General features: G+C 71.7%; 16 protein-coding genes. 12 read left to right on the forward strand and 4 right to left on the reverse strand.

All coding sequences use genetic code 11. The features are described 5' to 3' along the window. Positions 1-160 precede the first annotated feature (160 nt). The 4 genes from ACIRR8_RS06010 to ACIRR8_RS06025 all read left to right on the forward strand — a co-directional run bounded on the left by ACIRR8_RS06010 (position 161) and on the right by ACIRR8_RS06025 (position 2865). Positions 161-793 (forward strand): AIM24 family protein, encoded by a 633-nt coding sequence (locus ACIRR8_RS06010; protein WP_404060691.1) that lies wholly within the window; start codon positions 161-163, stop codon positions 791-793. Next, positions 793-1443 (forward strand): AIM24 family protein, encoded by a 651-nt coding sequence (locus ACIRR8_RS06015; RefSeq protein ID WP_404059523.1) that lies wholly within the window; start codon positions 793-795, stop codon positions 1441-1443. The genes ACIRR8_RS06010 and ACIRR8_RS06015 overlap by 1 nt, the downstream gene beginning before the upstream one ends. Before the next feature lie 43 nt (positions 1444-1486). Continuing rightward, a complete protein-coding gene (locus ACIRR8_RS06020; RefSeq protein ID WP_326703464.1) occupies positions 1487-2239 on the forward strand; it encodes an AIM24 family protein in 753 nt (250 codons plus the stop codon). Between the two features lie 149 nt (positions 2240-2388). Beyond that, positions 2389-2865: a MarR family winged helix-turn-helix transcriptional regulator gene (locus ACIRR8_RS06025; protein WP_404059525.1), complete on the forward strand. Its 477-nt coding sequence runs from the start codon at positions 2389-2391 to the stop codon at positions 2863-2865. Positions 2866-2972: 107 nt separating this feature from the next. On the opposite strand, the gene ACIRR8_RS06030 is transcribed toward ACIRR8_RS06025, so the two are convergent. Then, on the reverse strand, positions 2973-4415 hold the full coding sequence (locus tag ACIRR8_RS06030; protein WP_404059528.1) for a sensor histidine kinase: 1443 nt from the start codon (positions 4413-4415) through the stop codon (positions 2973-2975). Continuing rightward, the gene (locus ACIRR8_RS06035) at positions 4412-5074 is read right to left on the reverse strand and encodes a response regulator transcription factor (RefSeq protein WP_404059531.1); all 663 of its coding nucleotides are present in this window, start codon (positions 5072-5074) and stop codon (positions 4412-4414) included. Before ACIRR8_RS06035 ends, ACIRR8_RS06030 begins: the two co-directional genes overlap by 4 nt. Positions 5075-5203: 129 nt before the next feature. On the opposite strand from ACIRR8_RS06035, the gene ACIRR8_RS06040 reads away from it, so the two are divergent. Beyond that, positions 5204-5905 (forward strand): PepSY domain-containing protein, encoded by a 702-nt coding sequence (locus tag ACIRR8_RS06040; protein ID WP_404059534.1) that lies wholly within the window; start codon positions 5204-5206, stop codon positions 5903-5905. Positions 5906-5990: 85 nt separating this feature from the next. Here ACIRR8_RS06040 and meaB read toward each other — a convergent pair whose 3' ends face one another. Together meaB and ACIRR8_RS06050 are read right to left on the reverse strand one after the other, a co-directional pair. Further along, positions 5991-6959 carry a methylmalonyl Co-A mutase-associated GTPase MeaB gene (gene meaB, locus ACIRR8_RS06045; RefSeq protein WP_366425006.1) on the reverse strand — a complete coding sequence of 323 codons (969 nt, stop codon included), beginning with the start codon at positions 6957-6959 and terminating at the stop codon, positions 5991-5993. A gap of 36 nt (positions 6960-6995) precedes the next feature. Next, a complete protein-coding gene (locus ACIRR8_RS06050; protein WP_404059538.1) occupies positions 6996-8201 on the reverse strand; it encodes an acetyl-CoA C-acetyltransferase in 1206 nt (401 codons plus the stop codon). Positions 8202-8346: 145 nt separating this feature from the next. Here ACIRR8_RS06050 and mce point away from each other — a divergent pair, with 145 nt between their 5' ends. From mce to ACIRR8_RS06085, 7 genes are all read left to right on the forward strand, one after another. Then, positions 8347-8775 (forward strand): methylmalonyl-CoA epimerase, encoded by a 429-nt coding sequence (gene mce / locus ACIRR8_RS06055; RefSeq protein WP_254811662.1) that lies wholly within the window; start codon positions 8347-8349, stop codon positions 8773-8775. Positions 8776-8977: 202 nt separating this feature from the next. Continuing rightward, entirely contained in the window at positions 8978-12871 is a 3894-nt protein-coding gene (gene scy / locus ACIRR8_RS06060) for a polarized growth protein Scy (RefSeq protein ID WP_404059541.1), read from the forward strand. Between the two features lie 308 nt (positions 12872-13179). Next, entirely contained in the window at positions 13180-14118 is a 939-nt protein-coding gene (locus ACIRR8_RS06065; protein ID WP_018509889.1) for a cellulose-binding protein, read from the forward strand. 79 nt (positions 14119-14197) lie between these two features. Next, complete coding sequence (locus ACIRR8_RS06070; protein ID WP_404059544.1) at positions 14198-15226, forward strand: ATP-binding cassette domain-containing protein; 1029 nt, start codon at positions 14198-14200, stop codon at positions 15224-15226. A gap of 5 nt (positions 15227-15231) precedes the next feature. Beyond that, positions 15232-16011, forward strand: a complete 780-nt coding sequence (locus tag ACIRR8_RS06075; protein ID WP_404059547.1) for an ABC transporter permease subunit — start codon at positions 15232-15234, stop codon at positions 16009-16011. A 138-nt stretch (positions 16012-16149) separates the two neighbouring features. After that, on the forward strand, positions 16150-17289 hold the full coding sequence (locus ACIRR8_RS06080; protein ID WP_404059549.1) for an ABC transporter ATP-binding protein: 1140 nt from the start codon (positions 16150-16152) through the stop codon (positions 17287-17289). Further along, positions 17286-18137 (forward strand): ABC transporter permease subunit, encoded by an 852-nt coding sequence (locus ACIRR8_RS06085; protein WP_404059552.1) that lies wholly within the window; start codon positions 17286-17288, stop codon positions 18135-18137. The genes ACIRR8_RS06080 and ACIRR8_RS06085 overlap by 4 nt, the downstream gene beginning before the upstream one ends. Positions 18138-18157: the final 20 nt, after the last annotated feature.

Consider the following 18157-nt stretch of genomic DNA (forward strand, 5'->3'; position numbering starts at 1 on the left):
GTTCCTTTCTCGGGCGCGCGTATCGCCGCATATCAGGGCCGGTCAGGGCGCGCATCATCAGGACCGGTCCAGATACGCATCAGGGGAGCATCAGGGGCGTAACGGTTCCGTAGGGCCTGGCCGGAGCGCGGGGCGGGGGGCTACCTTCGTCCGCGTGGCGATGTTCCGACTCCAAGGCAGCAAGACGCTCGCCGTCGATCTGACGGGCGATGCCGTCAAGGCGAAGAACGGCTCGATGGTCGCGTACGACGGCCGGATGACGTTCAAGAAGATGACCGGCGGCGGTGAGGGCCTCCGCGGGATGGTGACCCGCCGGCTGACCGGCGAACAGATGACGGTGATGGAGGTGTCCGGGCAGGGCACCTGTTACCTCGCCGACCGGGCGAGCGAGATCAGCCTGGTCTCCCTGCACGGCGACAAGCTGTACGTGGAGGCGAGCAACCTGCTGGCCACCGACTCCGGCCTGCGCACGGGGACGACGTTCACCGGCCTGCGCGGCGGGGCGAGCGGCAACGGCCTGTTCACCACCACGGTGGAGGGCACCGGCCAGGCGGCGATCATGTCGGACGGCGAGGCGGTGGTACTGCGGGTGTCCCCGCAGTATCCGCTGATGGTCGACCCGGGCGCCTACATCGCGCACCAGGGCCGCCTCCAGCAGCAGCTCCAGAGCGGCGTGAACTTCCGGACGCTGATGGGCGAGGGCTCCGGCGAGGCGTTCCAGATGCGCTTCGAGGGCGACGGCCTGGTCTACGTACAGCCGAGCGAGCGCAACACCGTCGGAGGCGATGTCTGATGCCGTTCCGCGAGATCAACTCCAAGATGATCGAGGCCACGGTGGTCCCGGGCCAGAGACTGTTCAGCCAGCGCGGCGCGATGCTGGCCTACCGGGGCGAGGTGTCGTTCACGCCGAACATCCAGGGCGGCCAGGGCGGCTTCGCGTCGATGATCGGCCGCCGGGTGACGGGCGAGGCGACACCGCTGATGACGGTGGAGGGCTCGGGCACGGTGATGTTCGGCCACGGCGGCCACCACATCCAGGTGATCAACCTGGCCGGCGACACCCTGTACGTGGAGGCCGACCGGCTCCTGGCCTTCGACGGCTCGCTCCAGCAGGGCACGATGTTCATGGGCTCGCAGGGCGGCGTGATGGGCATGGTCCGCGGCCAGGTGACCGGCCAGGGCCTGTTCACCACCACGCTCCAGGGCCATGGCGCGGTCGCGGTGATGGCGCACGGCGGAGTGATCGAGCTGCCGATCGCGCCGGGCCGGGACATCCACGTGGACCCGCAGGCGTACGTGGCCCATCACGGCGACGTACGCAACAAGCTCTCCAGCGCCGTCGGCTGGCGGGACATGGTGGGGCGCGGTTCCGGCGAGGCGTTCCAGCTGGAGCTGAGCGGGAGCGGCGCGGTGTACGTCCAGGCATCGGAGGAGAAGCTGTGATCACGCCCGTGGCCATCGGGGAGAAGCCGGTCGAGGAGAAGTCGTGAGCACCCCTGTGATCTTCGATCCGATGACGCTGCCGTCGGACGACAACGTCAACTCCTACACCTTCTGCGTGGAGCTCAAGGGGAGCCGGTGGTTCCTGCAGAAGGGGAAGATGATCGCCTACTACGGGCAGATCAACTTCGACGGCATCGGGCACGGCCGGTTCGACCGGCTGGTGCGCTCCAGCTTCCACTCGCCGCTGCACGCGAGCGACTGGGTGGTGGCGGAGGGCAGCGGGAAGATGCTGCTGGCCGACCGGGCCTTCGACGTCAACTCCTTCGACCTGGACGAGGGCAACCTGACGATCCGGTCCGGGAACCTGCTGGCGTTCGACCCGTCGCTCGCGCTGAAGCAGTCGATCGTGCCCGGCTTCGTGACGCTGATCGGTACGGGGAAGTTCGTGGCCGCGTCGAACGGGCCGGTGGTCTTCATGGAGCCGCCGCTGCGGGTCGACCCGCAGGCACTGGTGGGCTGGGCCGACTGCCCGTCCCCGTGCCACCACTACGACCACGGGTACATGACGGGCGTGATGGGCGGAATCCGGTCACTGACGGGCATCGGCGGCACCTCGGGCGAGGAGCACCAGTTCGAGTTCGTCGGGGCGGGCACGGTGCTGCTGCAGTCCAGCGAGGCGCTGATGGCGGAGCAGGCGACGGGTGCGGTGCCGGGTCAGCCGGGCGTTCCGGGGGGCGGTTTCGCACCGCGCGCCCCCGGCCAGCTGGGGGACCTCCAGCGTCGCTTCGGCTTGTGAGCGGTAGGCTGCGGAGTGTGACGTCGAACGCCTGCTCCCAGCCGCCGGTCCTTGCCAACCGGCCGGTCACCACTCCGGCGGCTCCGGGGTGCCCGCCGTCACACCTCTTAATTTCGTCCGGCTTTCAACATCTTAGGTAGAATCGATATATGGAGACCGAGACGGCCACCCGCTGGCTGAGCGACACGGAGCAGTGCGCCTGGCGCACCCACCTGGACGTCAGCAGGCTGCTGACGCACCAGCTGGAGAAGGACCTCCAGCCGTTCGGCCTGACCATGAACGACTACGAGATCCTGGTCAACCTCTCCGAGTCCGAGGAACAGCGGATGCGGATGAGCGACCTCGCCGCCGCGACCCTGCAGTCCAAGAGCCGGCTCTCGCACCAGATCACCCGCATGGAGACGGCGGGCCTGGTCCGCCGCACCCACTGCGAGTCGGACCGGCGAGGGCTGTACGCGGTCCTCACCGACCAGGGCGCCGAGACCATGCGCACGGTCGCCCCGCACCACGTCGAGTCGGTGCGCAACCACTTCATGGACCTGCTCTCGCCGGAGGCCCTGGCGGAGCTGCACGCGGCGCTGACGCCGATCGCGGAGCACCTGCGGGGGCGGCGCGGGAAGCCGTGACCCGTACGGCCTGACCGGCGCGCCTTCGCGGGCCGGCCAGGCCGCGGCGGCGTCGTACGGCTTCGGTCTACCCGCGGCGGCGTCGTACGGCCTCGGTCAGGCCGTGTTCACACCGCGCCCGGCAGCCAGAGCCGGAACGCCGCGCCGCCCTCCGCGGCCCGGTGGACCGTGAGCGTGCCGCCGTGGCGCGCGGCCACGTCCCGGGCGATGGCGAGGCCGAGACCCGCACCGCCGTCGTCACGGCTGCGGGCGTCGTCCAGCCGGACGAACCGTTCGAAGATCCGCTCCCGCTCCTCCTCCGGTACGCCCGCCCCGTCGTCCCGGACCTCCACGCGCACCCCGGACCCGTCGGCCGCCACCCGGACGGCGACCAGGTTCTCCGCGTGCCGCTGGGCGTTGTCCAGCAGGTTCCCGACGACCCGGGCCAGCTGCCCGCGCGACCCGTTCACCTCGTACGAAGCGTCCTCGGCCGCCTCCACCACCACCGGGATCCGGTCACCGGTCCGCTGCGACACCTCCTCGCGCACCAGCGCCCCGGCCTCGAGCCGCGCCGCCCCGGGCTTCTCCCCCGCGTCCAGCCGGGCCAGCAGCAGCAGGTCGGCCGCCAGCACCTGGAGACGTACGGTGTCGGCGACCGCGCCCGGCAGGTCCAGCAGCTCCGGGTGGGCGTCGGCCACCTCCAGCTGGGTGCGGAGCGAGGCGATCGGGGAGCGCAGCTCGTGCGAGGCGTCCGCGACGAACCGCCGCTGCCGCTCCACGGACGCCTCCAGGACGGTGAGCGTCTCGTTGGTGGTCCGGGCCAGCGCGGCGATCTCGTCGCGGGAGCCGGGTTCCGGGACGCGGCGGGCCAGGTCCTCGGAGGCGGTGATCGCGGCCAGCTCGCGGCGGATGCCCTCGACCGGCCGGAGCGCGCGCCGGGTCACCAGCCAGGTCACCGCGGCGACGACGGCCAGCAGGAGCGGCAGCCCGGTCAGCATGGCCCCGCGCACGGTGTTCACCGCCTCCTGCTCGGCGGCGAGCGGGGCGCCCGCGTGGACGGTCAGGGTCAGTCCGGCGGGCGTGGTGGCCTCGACGGCGGCGAACCGGTAGTCGGCCTGCTTGCCGCCCACGGTGGCGGTGCCGTCGGAGAAGTCCGGATCGTCGGAGGAGACCTCGCCGCGTGCGGGCCGCGTGCCGTCGCCACCGTCGTCGTCATCGTCATCGTCGTCACCGGGCGAAGGGGTGGCGGCCGGAGCCGAGGGTAGGGGGCTTACGCCCGGCGAACGGGTCCCGGAGACGGCCTGGAGCCCCTTCGAGACGAACACCACCCGCCCCTCCTCGTCGGTCACCTGGACCGGGTGGTCCTCCTCGTCGTCCAGGTCCAGATCCTCGAACCGGGTGTCCAGGGCCAGCTGCCCGGCCACCTCGCGGGCCGCCACCTCCGCCTGGAGGTCCGCCTGGTCGATCAGGTTGGTCCGCAGCACGGAGAGCACGGCGAGCCCGGCCGCGACCAGCGCGACGGCGACGACCAGGGTGGCGCCGATGGCGGCCCTGGCCCGTACGGACCTCATCCCGCCTCCAGCCGGTAGCCGGCGCCACGCACCGTACGAATGGAATCAGCGCCCAACTTGCGGCGCAGAGTGGAGATGTAGACCTCGACGATGTTCGGGTCGCCGTCGTAGGCGAAGTCCCAGACGTGCTCCAGGATCTCCGCCTTGCTGACCACCTGTCCGGCGCGCAGGGCGAGTTGTTCCAGCACCGCGAACTCCTTGGCGGTGAGAGCGTGTTCGTCCTCGCCTCGGTGGACGCGGCGGGCGGCGGTGTCGATACGGAGGGTGCCGACGGTCAGGACGGGCGCGGCGGTTCCGGCGCCTCGGCGGCGGAGCAGCGCCCGCACCCGGGCGACGAGGACGACGTAGCTGAAGGGCTTGGTCAGGTAGTCGTCGGCGCCCGTGTCGAGCCCCTCGGCCTCGTCGTACTCGCCGTCCTTGGCGGTCAGCATGAGGATCGGCACCTCGTGCCCGGCGGCGCGCAGGGCACCGCAGACCCGGTAGCCGTTCATGCCGGGCAGCATGATGTCGAGGATGACGAGGTCGTAGCCGCCTCCGCTCGCCCGGTGGAGCCCTTCCAGACCGTCGTGCACGACGTCCACGGCGAAGCCCTCGGCGGTGAGTCCCCGGGCGAGGGACACCGCGAGACGCTTCTCGTCCTCCACGATCAAAAGGCGCATGCGCACAGCCTCGCAAACTCCACCTGAAGACGCCTTCAGGTGGCTTCAGGCTGCGTTCAGCATCGGGTCGGCAGTGTGGAACCCGTCAGCCAGTCCAGCACAGCGCAGCAGCTCTCGGGGAGGACCCTCATGAAGCGCAACGTCACCATCGCCGCCGTCACCGCCGCCGTTCTCATCGGCGGCACGGCCGCCGCCACCGTCGCCTTCGCGGACAGCGACGGGGACCGCGACCGTGCGTCCACCAGGCCCGCCGGCACCGTGAGCCTCGCCGACGACCGGGACGAGCGTGCGGACGACGCTTCCGATGACCGGTCGGACGGCCGGGCCCCGGCCGCCGCCAAGAGCGCCCGGATCTCCCTCGACGAGGCCGTCGCCGCCGCGCTGAAGAGCGTCCCGGGCACGGTCACCGAGGCCGAGCTGGACCGGGACGACGACGACCACGACGGCCGTACGGTGTGGGAGCTGGACGTCCGGGGCTCCGACGACAAGTGGCACGACGTGACGGTGGACGCCGACAACGGCAAGGTCCTGAAGAGCCGCGAGGACGACGACCGCGACGACCGCGCGCCCCGCTCCTCGGCCGTCACCCTGAACGAGGCGGCGGCAGCGGCCCTCAAGACCGCGCCGGGCACCATCACCTCGATCGGCCTGGACGACGATGACGATGACGACCACAAGGGCGGCAAGGGCAAGGTCCTGCGCTGGGACGTCGACATCACCGGCAAGGACGGCAAGCAGCACGAGCTGAAGGTCGACGCCAAGACCGCCAAGGTCACCGTGGACCGCGACGACGACGGTGACGACGACCGGGACGACCGCGACGACGACTGACCGCCCACCGCCCGGAACCTCGGTGACGCCGAACGGCCTCCGTATCGCACCTGCGATACGGAGGCCGTTCGGCGTCACCGCATGCTCAGGCTCCCTCGGTCAGCCCCGCCACCAGCTCGTCCGCCGCCGCGTACGGGTCCAGGTCCCCCGCCACGATCCGCTCCGCCAGTGCGTGCAGGCGGCGGTCTCCGCGCAGGTCCGCGATGCGCTCGCGCAGCGCCGTGACCGCGATCGTCTCGACCTCGTGGGAGGCGCGGGCCGTGCGGCGTTCGGCCAGGACGCCGTGCTCCTCCATCCAGGCGCGGTGCTTCTCCAGGGCCTCGACCACCTCGTCGATGCCCTCGTTCCGGGCCGCGACCGTCTTGACGATCGGCGGGCGCCAGGCGCCGGGGGCGCGGGATTCGCCGAGGCCGAGCATGTGGTTCAGCTCGCGGGCCGTGGCGTCGGCGCCGTCGCGGTCGGCCTTGTTGACCACGTAGACGTCGCCGATCTCCAGGATCCCGGCCTTGGCCGCCTGGATGCCGTCGCCCATGCCCGGCGCGAGCAGGACGACGGAGGTGTCGGCCTGGGAGGCGATCTCCACCTCGGACTGGCCGACGCCGACCGTCTCGACCAGAACCACGTCGCACCCCGCCGCGTCCAGCACCCGGATCGCCTGCGGGGCCGACCAGGCGAGGCCGCCGAGGTGGCCACGGGTGGCCATGGAGCGGATGTAGACACCGGGGTCGGAGGCGTGGTCCGACATCCGGACCCGGTCGCCGAGCAGCGCGCCGCCGGAGAACGGGGAGGACGGGTCGACGGCGAGGACGCCGACCCGCTTGCCCGCCCGGCGGTAGGCGGAGACGAGCGCGGAGGTGGAGGTGGACTTGCCGACGCCCGGCGAGCCCGTCAGCCCGACGACGTACGCATGGCCCGCCAGCGGGGCCAGGGCCGCCATCACCTCGCGGAGCTGCGGCGACGCCCCCTCCACCAGCGAGATCAGCCGGGCCACCGCACGCGGCCTGCCTGCTCGCGCCTGCTCGACCAGCGTGGGGACGTCCAGGTCCACGTTCACCGCTCCGTTCTCGCCTTGCCTTGTCTGCGTACGGTGTTACTTGCCCGGCACGCGGATGATCAACGCGTCGCCCTGGCCGCCGCCACCGCAGAGCGCCGCAGCGCCCGTGCCGCCGCCGCGCCGCCTCAGCTCCAGGGCCAGGTGCAGGACGACCCGGGCGCCGGACATGCCGATCGGGTGGCCGAGCGCGATGGCGCCGCCGTTGACGTTGACCTTGTCCGAGCTGACGCCGAGGTCCTTCATGGACTGGACGGCGACGGCGGCGAACGCCTCGTTGATCTCGATCAGGTCGAGGTCCTCCACGCTCAGGCCGTCCTTCTTCAGGGCGTGCCGGATCGCGTTGGAGGGCTGCGACTGGAGGGAGTTGTCCGGCCCCGCGACGTTGCCGTGGGCGCCGATCTCGGCGATCCACTCCAGGCCCAGCTCCTGCGCCTTCGCCTTGCTCATGACGACGACCGCGGCGGCGCCGTCGGAGATCTGCGAGGAGGTGCCCGCGGTGATCGTGCCGTCCTTGGCGAAGGCCGGACGCAGCTTGCCGAGCGACTCGACGGTCGTCTCGGGGCGGATGCCCTCGTCCTTGGCGAAGACCACCGGCTCGCCCTTGCGCTGCGGGATCTCGACCGGGGTGATCTCGGCCTCGAAGACGCCGTTCTTCTGCGCGGCGGCGGCCCGCTGGTGGGAGAGGGCGCCGATCTCGTCCTGGGCGGCGCGGTCGAGGCCGAGGCGGCTGTTGTGCTTCTCGGTGGACTCGCCCATGGGGATGTTCTCGTACGCGTCGGTGAGACCGTCGTAGGCCATCGAGTCCAGCATCTCGATCGCGCCGTACTTGTAGCCCTCGCGGGACTTCGGGAGCAGGTGCGGGGCGTTGGTCATGGACTCCTGGCCGCCGGCGACCACGACGTCGAACTCACCGGCGCGGATGAGCTGGTCGGCCAGTGCGATGGCGTCGAGCCCGGAGAGGCACACCTTGTTGATGGTGAGCGCGGGCACGTTCAGCGGGATGCCGGCCTTGACGGCGGCCTGGCGGGCCGGGATCTGGCCCGCGCCGGCCTGGAGCACCTGGCCCATGATCACGTACTGCACCTGGTCGCCGCCGATCCCGGCCCGCTCCAGCGCCGCCTTGATCGCGACGCCGCCGAGGTCGGCCGCGGAGAAGCTCTTGAGGGAGCCGAGGAGACGGCCCATGGGCGTCCGGGCGCCCGCGACGATCACTGAGGTGGTGGTACCGGTCGTTGCTGGCATGGGCACGGCCCCTTGGGATCGGATGTGAACGAGGGTTTACCTGAATGTACTGAGCACTCACGCGCCCGTCATCCGGCAGCCGGTGTGACGGCGCGCACGTTGTGTAACCGTGGCGGGAGCAGTGGCGCGGAGCCATGCTGAATCCATGCTGACGCGTATCGACCACATCGGGATCGCCTGTTTCGACCTGGACAGGACGGTGGAGTTCTACCGTGCCACGTACGGATTCGAGGTGTTCCACAGCGAGATCAACGAGGAGCAGGGCGTCCGGGAGGCCATGCTCAAGATCAACGAGACCTCGGACGGCGGGGCTTCGTACCTCCAGCTCCTGGAGCCGACCCGGGAGGACTCGGCCGTGGGCAAGTGGCTGGCAAAGAACGGGGAGGGCGTCCACCACATCGCCTTCGGTACGGCGGACGTGGACGGCGACGCCGCGGACATCCGCGAGAAGGGCGTCCGCGTGCTGTACGACGAGCCCAGGACGGGTTCGATGGGGTCCCGGATCACGTTCCTGCACCCCAAGGACTGCCACGGCGTCCTCACCGAACTGGTCACGAGCAACCCGGAGCACTGACCCGGCGCATACCCGGCCCGGTAGAGTGGGCGGTTCCGGGCCGGGGCCGGGTCGGGGCCGTACCGCGTCCTCGTCGTTTGTCTGTCACCATTCCCCGAGGACAGCTCTCCGCGAGCGGTCCTCGTGTGCAGAGTTGCGACCAGGGTTGGGGTTTCCCCGCTCGAACAGAGTTGAGAGCGTCGGGGAAGGATGGGACCGCGCAGTGCGGGGCTACGAAAGCCAGGAGAGCCACCGAGCTGAAGACGACCATCTCTCGCGGTTCGAAGCCGAGATGGACCGGCTGAGGACCGACCGGGAGAAGGCCGTCCAGCACGCCGAGGACCTCGGTTACCAGGTCGAGGTCTTGCGCGCCAAGCTGCACGAGGCGCGGCGCAGTCTGGCGACCCGTCCCGCCTACGACAGCGCGGACATGGGCTACCAGGCCGAGCAGATGCTGCGGAACGCGCAGATCCAGGCCGAGCAGCTGCGCAGCGACGCCGAGCGCGAGCTGCGCGAGGCGCGGGCCCAGACGCAGCGCATCCTCCAGGAGCACGCCGAGCACCAGGCGCGCCTCCAGGCGGAGTTGCACAACGAGGCGGTGCAGCGCAGGCAGCAGCTCGACCAGGAGCTGGCCGAGCGCCGGCAGACCGTCGAGTCGCACGTCAACGAGAACGTCGCCTGGGCCGAGCAGCTGCGGGCCCGCACCGAGTCGCAGGCCCGCCGGCTGCTGGACGAGTCCCGCGCCGAGGCGGAGCAGGCGCTGGCCGCCGCCCGGGCCGAGACCGAGCGGCTGGCGCAGGAGACCCGGCAGCGCGTCGGCTCGGAGGCCGAGAGCGCCCGGGCCGAGGCCGAGGCGATCCTGCTGCGCGCCCGCAAGGACGCCGAGCGCATGCTCGGCGCCGCCTCCGCGCAGGCCCAGGAGGCCACCAGCCACGCGGAGCAGCTGCGCTCCAGCACCACGGCGGAGACCTCGCAGACCCGCCAGCAGACGGCCGAGCTGAACCGGGCCGCCGAGCAGCGGGTGCAGGAGGCCGAGACCCGGCTGCGGGAATCCCGGCTGGAGGCCGAGAAGGTCCTCGCCGAGGCGAAGGACGCGGCCGCCAAGAAGCTGGCCGCCTCCGAGTCGCAGAACGAGCAGCGCACGCGCACGGCCAAGTCGGAGATCGCCCGGCTGGTCGGCGAGGCCACCAAGAGCGCGGAGACGCTCAAGGAGGAGGCCGAGCAGGCCCTCGCCGACGCCCGGGCCGAGGCGGAGCGCGTGGTCGCAGAGGCGGCCGAGAAGGCCCGTACGGCAGCCGCCGAGGACGCCGCCGCCCAGCTCGCCAAGGCCGCCCGCTCCGCCGAGGAGGTCCTCACCAAGGCCTCCGAGGACGCGCAGTCGACCACGAAGGCCGCGAGCGAGGAGGCCGAGCGGATCCGCCGCGAGGCGGAGGCCGAGGCGGACCGGCTGCGCGGCGAGGCCGCCGAGCAGGCCGACGAGCTCAAGGGCGCGGCCAAGGACGACACCAAGGAGTACCGGGCCAAGACGGTCGAGCTCCAGGAGGAGGCCCGCCGGCTGCGCGGCGAGGCCGAGCAGCTGCGCTCCGAGGCGGTCGCCGAGGGCGAGCGGATCCGGGGCGAGGCCCGCCGCGAGGCGGTCCAGCAGCTGGAGGAGGGCGCCCGCAAGGCGGAGGAGCTGCTGACCGAGGCGCGCTCCGACGCGGACGAGCTGCGCACCAAGGCGAACGGCGAGAGCGAGCGCATCCGCGCCGAGGCCGCCGAGCGCGCGGCCGCCCTGCGCAAGCAGGCCGAGGAGACGCTGGAGCGCACCCGCGCCGAGGCCGACAGGCTGCGGGCCGAGGCCGAGGAGCAGGCCGAGGCCACCACCGCGGAGGCCGAGCGGGGAGCGGCGGAGCTGCGCGAGGAGACCGAGCGCGCGGTCGCCGCCCGGCAGGCCGAGGCCGCCGACGAGCTGAACCGGCTGCACACCGAGGCCGAAGCCCGGCTCGCCGGTGCCGAGGAGGCGCTCGGTGAGGCACGTACGGAAGCGGAGCGGCTCCGCCGCGAGACGGCCGAGGAGGCCGAGCGGCAGCGCGCGGAGGCCGCCGAGCGCGTCCGTACGCTGACCGAGCAGGCCGAGGCGGAGGCCGAGCGGCTCCGTGACGAGGCCGCGGCGGACGCCTCGCGGTCCCGTGCCGAGGGCGAGAACATCGCCGTACGGCTGCGGAGCGAGGCCGCCGCCGAGGCCGAGCGGCTGAAGACCGAGGCGCAGGAGACCGCCGACCGGGTGCGCGCGGAGGCCGCTGCCGCCGCCGAGCGGGTCGGCGCAGAGGCGGCCGAGGCGCTGGAGGCCGCCCAGGAGGAGGCCACGCGCCGCCGCCGGGAGGCCGAGGAGATCCTCGGTGCGGCCCGTGGCGAGGCCGGCCAGGAGCGCGAGCGGGCCCGCGAGCAGAGCGAGGAGCTGCTGGCCTCCGCCCGCAAGCGGGTGGAGGAGGCGCAGGCAGAGGCGCAGCGGCTGGTCGCGGAGGCGGACGCCCGCGCGACCGAGCTGGTCTCGGCGGCCGAGCAGACCGCCCAGCAGGTACGGGACTCCGTCTCCGGACTGCAGGAGCAGGCCGAGGAGGAGATCGCCGGGCTGCGCTCGACGGCGGAGCATGCCGCGGAGCGCACCCGCAACGAGGCGCAGGAGGAGGCGGACCGGGTCCGCGCCGACGCGCACGCCGAGCGGGACCGCGCCTCCGAGGACGCGAGCCGGCTGCGCCAGGAGGCGAACGAGGAGGCCGCCCGGCTCCGCCAGGAGGCCCACGGGGAGGCCGAGGCCGCCAAGACGCTGGCCGAGCGGACGGTCTCCGAGGCGATCACCGAGTCCGAGCGGCTGCGCGCGGACACCTCGGAGTACAGCCAGCGGGTGCGTACGGAGGCGTCCGACGCCCTCGCGTCGGCGGAGCAGGACGCGTCGAAGGCCCGGGCCGAGGCCCGGCAGGACGCCAACCGGATCCGTTCGGAGGCGGCGGCCCAGGCGGACCGGCTCATCGGTGAGTCGACGACCGAGAGCGAGCGCCTCCGCAACGAGGCGGCCCAGTCGTCCGAGCAGCTCGTCGTGGAGGCCACCACCGAGGCCAACCGGCGCCGCAAGGACGCGAACGAGCAGGCCGACCGGCTGCTGGCCGAGTCCACCGAGGAGGCCGAGCGGCTCCGTACGGAGGCGGCCGAGCACCTCGGCTCCGCGCAGGAGCACGCCACCCGCACCCGCGAGGAGGCGACACGGCTCCACTCGGACGCGGAGTCGGCGGCCGAGACGCTGCGCTCGGAGGCCCGCGGCGAGGCGGACCGGCTGCTGGACGAGGCGCGCGAGTCGGCGGCCAAGCGCCGGGCGGACGCGGCGGAGCAGGCGGACCAGCTCATCAACAAGGCCCGCGAGGAGGCTCTGCGTACGGCCACCGAGGCCGAGACCCAGGCCGACACGATGGTCGGAGCGGCCCGCAAGGAGGCCGAGCGCATCACCTCCGAGGCGACCGTCGAGGGCAACACCCTGGTGGAACGCTCCCGTACGGACGCCGACGAGCTGCTGGTCGGCGCCCGGCGCGACGCGACCCAGATCCGGGAGCGGGCGCAGGAGTTGCGGGCCCGGCTGGAGAGCGAGATCGAGGAGCTCCACGAGCGGGCCCGCCGCGAGACGTCCGAGCAGATGAAGACCGCCGGCGAGCGCGTCGACAACCTGATGAAGGCGGCGACCGAGCAGCGCGACGAGGCCGAGGCGAAGGCCAAGGAGCTGATCGCGGAGGCCAATTCGGAGGCGAGCAAGGTCCGGATCGCCGCGGTGAAGCGGGCCGAGTCGCTGCTGAAGGAGGCCGAGACGAAGAAGGCCGAGCTGGTCCGCGAGGCGGAGAAGCTGCGGGCGGACGCGGCGGCCGAGGCCGAGAAGACGGTCGCAGAGGGCAAACGCGAGCTGGACGTCCTGGTGCGCAGGCGCGAGGACATCAATACGGAGATCTCCCGTGTCCAGGACGTGCTGGAGGCGTTGGAGTCTTTCGAGACCCCGGGCGGCGGCGCGAAACCGGTGCCCGGTCCGTCGGGCGGAGGCAAGGCCCCCGCCGCGGCGGGCACACGCTCGGGGGGCAAGTCCTCGGAGCGGTGACGTTCGTACCGGGGGGCCGGGGAAACGTGCGGCGGAGGACACGGGAAACGTACGGGGGAAAGCACGGAAGACGTACGGGGGACAGCAGACGTACGGGGGAGAAACAGCCGGATGTCCGGGAGTGGCAGGTGCACGGGGGCGCGTGCTTCGTCATGGACATTCAACCCTTCGAGTGGCAAGCACTCCGGGGGCCAGCCACTCAAAAGGGGTGTCATTCTCCAGATCAAACCGACATCTGCACGCTGACACGCCGCTATGGCCCCTAGGATTCCCCTATCACCTCACCGGTCTCATTCGACAGGAACCCCATGAGTGACCCTTCCTCCCCCTTCGGCTTCGAGCTCGTGCGACGTGGTTACGACCGCGGTCAGGTGGACGACCGCATTACCAAGCTCGTCGCCGACCGTGATAGTGCCCTGGCCCGCATCACGTCTCTGGAAAAGCGCATCGAGGAGCTGCACCTCGAAACGCAGAACGCCCAGGCCCAGGTGAACGACGCCGAGCCGTCGTACGCCGGGCTCGGTGCACGTGTCGAGAAGATTCTCCGCCTCGCCGAGGAGGAGGCCAAGGACCTGCGTGAGGAGGCCCGTCGGGCCGCCGAGCAGCACCGCGAGCTGGCCGAGTCGGCCGCCCAGCAGGTGCGCAACGACGCCGAGTCCTTCGCGGCCGAGCGCAAGTCGAAGGCCGAGGACGAGGGCGTCCGCATCGTCGAGAAGGCCCAGGGCGAGGCGAACACGCTCCGCTCCGACGCCCAGAAGGACGCCCAGCAGAAGCGCGAGGAGGCCGACGCCCTCTTCGAGGAGACCCGCGCCAAGGCCGCGCAGGCCGCCGCCGACTTCGAGACGAACCTCGCCAAGCGGCGCGAGCAGTCGGAGCGCGACCTCGCATCCCGTCAGGCCAAGGCCGAGAAGCGCCTCGCCGAGATCGAGCACCGCGCCGAGCAGCTCCGCCTGGAGGCCGAGAAGCTCCGTACGGACGCCGAGCGCCGGGCCCGTCAGACGGTGGAGACCGCGCAGCGCCAGGCCGAGGACATCGTGGCCGACGCCAACGCCAAGGCCGACCGGATCCGCAGCGAGTCCGAGCGCGAGCTGGCGGCGCTCACCAACCGCCGCGACTCCATCAACGCGCAGCTGACCAACGTCCGCGAGATGCTGGCGACGCTGACCGGTGCCGCGGTGGCCGCCGCCGGCTCCCCGGTGGACGACGAGCCCGCTCAGCGCGGTGTTCCGGCCCAGCAGACCCGCTGAATCCCGGAGCGGTTCCTTCCGCGCGCCCGGTTCCGCCTTTGTGGTGGCGCCGGGCGCGCGGCCGTTCTAGCGTGGGCGCATGATCGAGCTCGAGGGACTGACCAAACGATTCGGCAGCAAGGTTGCCGTCGACCAGCTGACATGCCAGATCAGACCGGGCATGGTGACCGGCTTTCTGGGCCCCAACGGGGCAGGCAAATCCACCACGATGCGGATGATGCTCGATCTGGACAACCCGACCAGCGGTACGGTGCGCATCGACGGCAAGCCGTACCACGCGTTGCAGGAACCGCTGAAGTACATCGGGGCGCTGCTCGACGCCAAGTCGATGAACGGCGGCCGCAGCGCGTACAACAACCTGCTCTGCCTGGCGCAGAGCAACCGCATCCCGAGCAGCCGGGTCTCCGAGGTGCTCGACACCGTCGGCCTGAGCGCGGTCGCGAAGAAGAAGTCCAAGGGCTTCTCGCTCGGCATGGGCCAGCGCCTCGGTATCGCCTCGGCACTGCTGGGCGATCCGCGGATCCTGATGTTCGACGAGCCGGTCAACGGCCTCGACCCCGAGGGCATCCACTGGATCCGCAACCTGATGAAGACGCTCGCCGCCGAGGGCCGGACCATCTTCGTCTCCTCGCACCTGATGAGCGAAATGGCGCTGACGGCTGACCATTTGATCGTGATCGGCCAGGGCAAGCTGCTCGCCGACACCTCCATGGCGGACTTCATCCAGGAGAACTCCCGCAGTTACGTACGGCTGCGCTCGCCGCAGCAGGAGCGGCTGCGGGACGTGCTGCACCAGGGTGGGTTCACCGCCGTGGAGGCGGACGGCGGCACGCTGGAGATCGACGGCGCGACCACCGAGGAGCTCGGTGAGCTGGCCGCCCGTCACCAGGTGGTGCTGCACGAACTGAGCGCGCAGCGGGCCTCGCTGGAGGAGGCCTTCATGCAGATGACCGCCGGTTCCGTGGAGTACCACGCGCACTCCGGACCGGGCGGGGCCCAACCTCCGCCGGCCGTGGACGCGGGCGCGGGCTGGGGCGAGGGCTGGCAGAAGCCGGGCGGCGCCACCGCTCCCGGATCCATCGACGGCACCGAGAACAAGGGGGCCTGACGACGATGGCTTCGGTACCCGCGGTCCTCAACTCCGAGTGGACCAAGATCCGTACGGTCTCCTCCACCACCTGGACGCTCATCATCGCGTTCGTCGTCACGGTCGCCATGGGCGCGGGCGTGAGCGCCTTGGTGAACACCACGTTCGACGACTTCTCCGAGGCGGAGCGGCTCACCTTCGACCCGACGCTCATCAGCTTCTCCGGGACGGTCCTGGGCCAGCTCGCGATGATCGTGTTCGGCGTGCTCGTGGTCGGTACGGAGTACAGCTCCGGCATGATCCGCACCTCGCTGGCGGCCGTGCCGCAGCGCGGCACGCTCCTCTTCAGCAAGATCACGGTGGCCGGCGTGCTGGCACTCGTCGTCGGCCTGCTCACCAGCTTCGTCTCGTTCCTCCTCAGCCAGGCCGTGCTGGGCGACCGGGGCACCGACCTCGGTGAGGAGAACGTGCTGCGGGCGGTCATCGGCGCCGGGCTCTACATGGGGCTGATCGCCGTCTTCTCCATGGGCGTCACGGCGATGCTGCGCAGTCCCATGCTGTCGATGGGCATCCTGATCCCGTTCTTCCTGCTGATCTCCAACATCCTGACCGCGGTGCCGTACGCCAAGGACGTCATCCGCTACTTCCCCGACCAGGCCGGGGCGAGGATCATGCAGGTCGTCCCGGAGGCGATGGGCAGCGATCCCTCGCCGTACGGGCCGTGGGCCGGTATGGCGATCATGGTCGGCTGGGTGGCTGCGGCCGTGCTCGGCGGCTACCTGGTGCTGAAGAACCGGGACGCGTAGCCCCGTAACGGACCGCTCGCAGGCTGTGCGGAACTTGGCCGGAACCGTCAGGCCCTGGTTATCCTCCTAACTCTTACGGGGGTGTGCGGCCTGGCGGCCCGAGCCCCGAACGACAGAGTGAGTCGATGGGGCTGGAGAATGATCGAGGCAGTCGGCCTGACCAAGCGCTACGGCGCGAAGACGGCCGTGGACGACCTTTCCTTCCAGGTGCGGCCGGGGGCCGTCACCGGCTTCCTCGGTCCCAACGGGTCGGGCAAATCCACGACCATGCGGATGATCCTCGGCCTGGACCGGCCGACGGCGGGCCATGTGACGATCGGCGGGCACCCGTACCGGAGCCTGCCGAACGCGCCGCGCCAGGTCGGTGCGCTGCTGGACGCCAAGGCGGTGCACGGCGGCCGGACCGCCCGCACACATCTGCTGTCGCTGGCCCAGCTGGCCGGGATCCCGGCCCGGCGGGTGGACGAGGTGCTGGGCGTCGTCGGGCTCCAGGACGTCGCCAAGCGCCGCTCCAGCGGCTTCTCGCTCGGCATGGGGCAGCGCCTCGGCATCGCCGCGGCGCTGCTCGGCGACCCGCAGGTGCTGCTCTTCGACGAGCCGGTCAACGGTCTCGACCCGGAGGGCATCCACTGGGTCCGCAACCTGATGAAGACGCTGGCGGCCGAGGGCCGCACGGTCTTCGTCTCGTCACACCTGATGAGCGAGATGGCTCTCACCGCCGACCATCTGATCGTGATCGGGCGTGGCCGGCTGCTCTCCGACATGAGCGTCACCGACTTCATCTCGGCGAACTCCGCCGACTTCGCCCGGGTCCGGGTTCCCGACAACGCCCCGGAGGAGCGCGAGAAGCTGACGTCCTCGATCATCGAGGCGGGCGGCAGCGTGATGTCCGAGCCGGACGGCGCCCTGCGCGTCACCGGCCTCCCGCTGCCGAGGATCAGCGACCTGGCCCACGGCGCCGACGTACGGCTCTGGGAACTGTCGCCGCACCGGGCCTCGCTGGAGGAGGCGTACATGCGGATGACGCAGGGCGTCGTGGACTACCGCTCGACGGACGACGCCAAGGCGGGGCTCCTGGAGCCTGCGCAAGGGCCCTACGGTCCGTCGTACGGCCCCTACGGCGACGCTCAGCCCCAGCCGCCCGTGGAGGCGCTACAGCAGAGCTGGTACGCCCCGCCGCCGCCCGGACAGAACCCGTACGCCACCCCGGCCCCCGCCGCCGCACCCGAACCCTCCCCCGCCGCCGCCGGGGACCAGACCAGCGAGGACCCCCGATGACGACGCCGGCCGCCGAGCAGGCCCACCAGCAGCCCGGGCAGCCGGGCGGCCCGCTGGGGTACTACGAGTCGCCCATCCCGATCCGGCAGGCCACGCTCGGCGACGCGATCGCCTCGGAGTGGACGAAGATCCGTTCCGTCCGCTCCACCCTCTGGACGCTCGGTGTGATGATCGTGCTGATGGTGGCGATCGGGCTGATGTCCGCGCTGCTGGTCTCCGCCGCCGGCACCGACCTGGCCGGCGAGCCGGTCGTGGCGCTCGGCTTCTTCGGGGTGCTGCTGGGCTCGATCTGTGTGATCACCCTCGGTGTGCTGACCATCGGCTCCGAGTACAGCACCGGCATGATCCGTACCACGCTGACGGCCTGTCCCAGCCGGGCCCGGGTGCTCACGGCGAAGGCGATCGTCTTCTTCCTGCTCGCCTTCACCATCACCACCGTGACCGCCACGGTCGTCGCGGTGGCGCAGACGGCGATCCTCGGCGCGGGTGTCGACTCCGGCTCGGTCTGGCTGCGCGCCACCGTCGGCGTCGGGCTCTACATCGCGGCGCTCGGGCTGGTGTCGCTGGCCGTCGGCGCGATCATCCGGCACTCGGCGGGCGCGATCACCGTCATGATCGCCGTGGTGCTGCTGCCGCTGGTCCTCGCGATGTTCATGTTCGCCGACAGCCTGCGCGACCTGCAGCGCTTCCTCTTCGAGTACTCGATCCCGAACCAGCTCGGCGCGCTGTACGGCACGGCGGTCACCGACTCCGGCCCGTCCGGCTGGGAGCCACTGCTGCTGATGCTGGGCATCGCGGCCGTGGCGATGGGCGGCGCCTACCTGGCGCTGGACCGGCGCGACGTCTGAGAGGGCGTTCCGAGACGGCG

The organism is Streptomyces sp. NPDC101178 (assembly GCF_044767965.1).
In the GTDB taxonomy this organism is placed as follows: domain Bacteria; phylum Actinomycetota; class Actinomycetes; order Streptomycetales; family Streptomycetaceae; genus Streptomyces.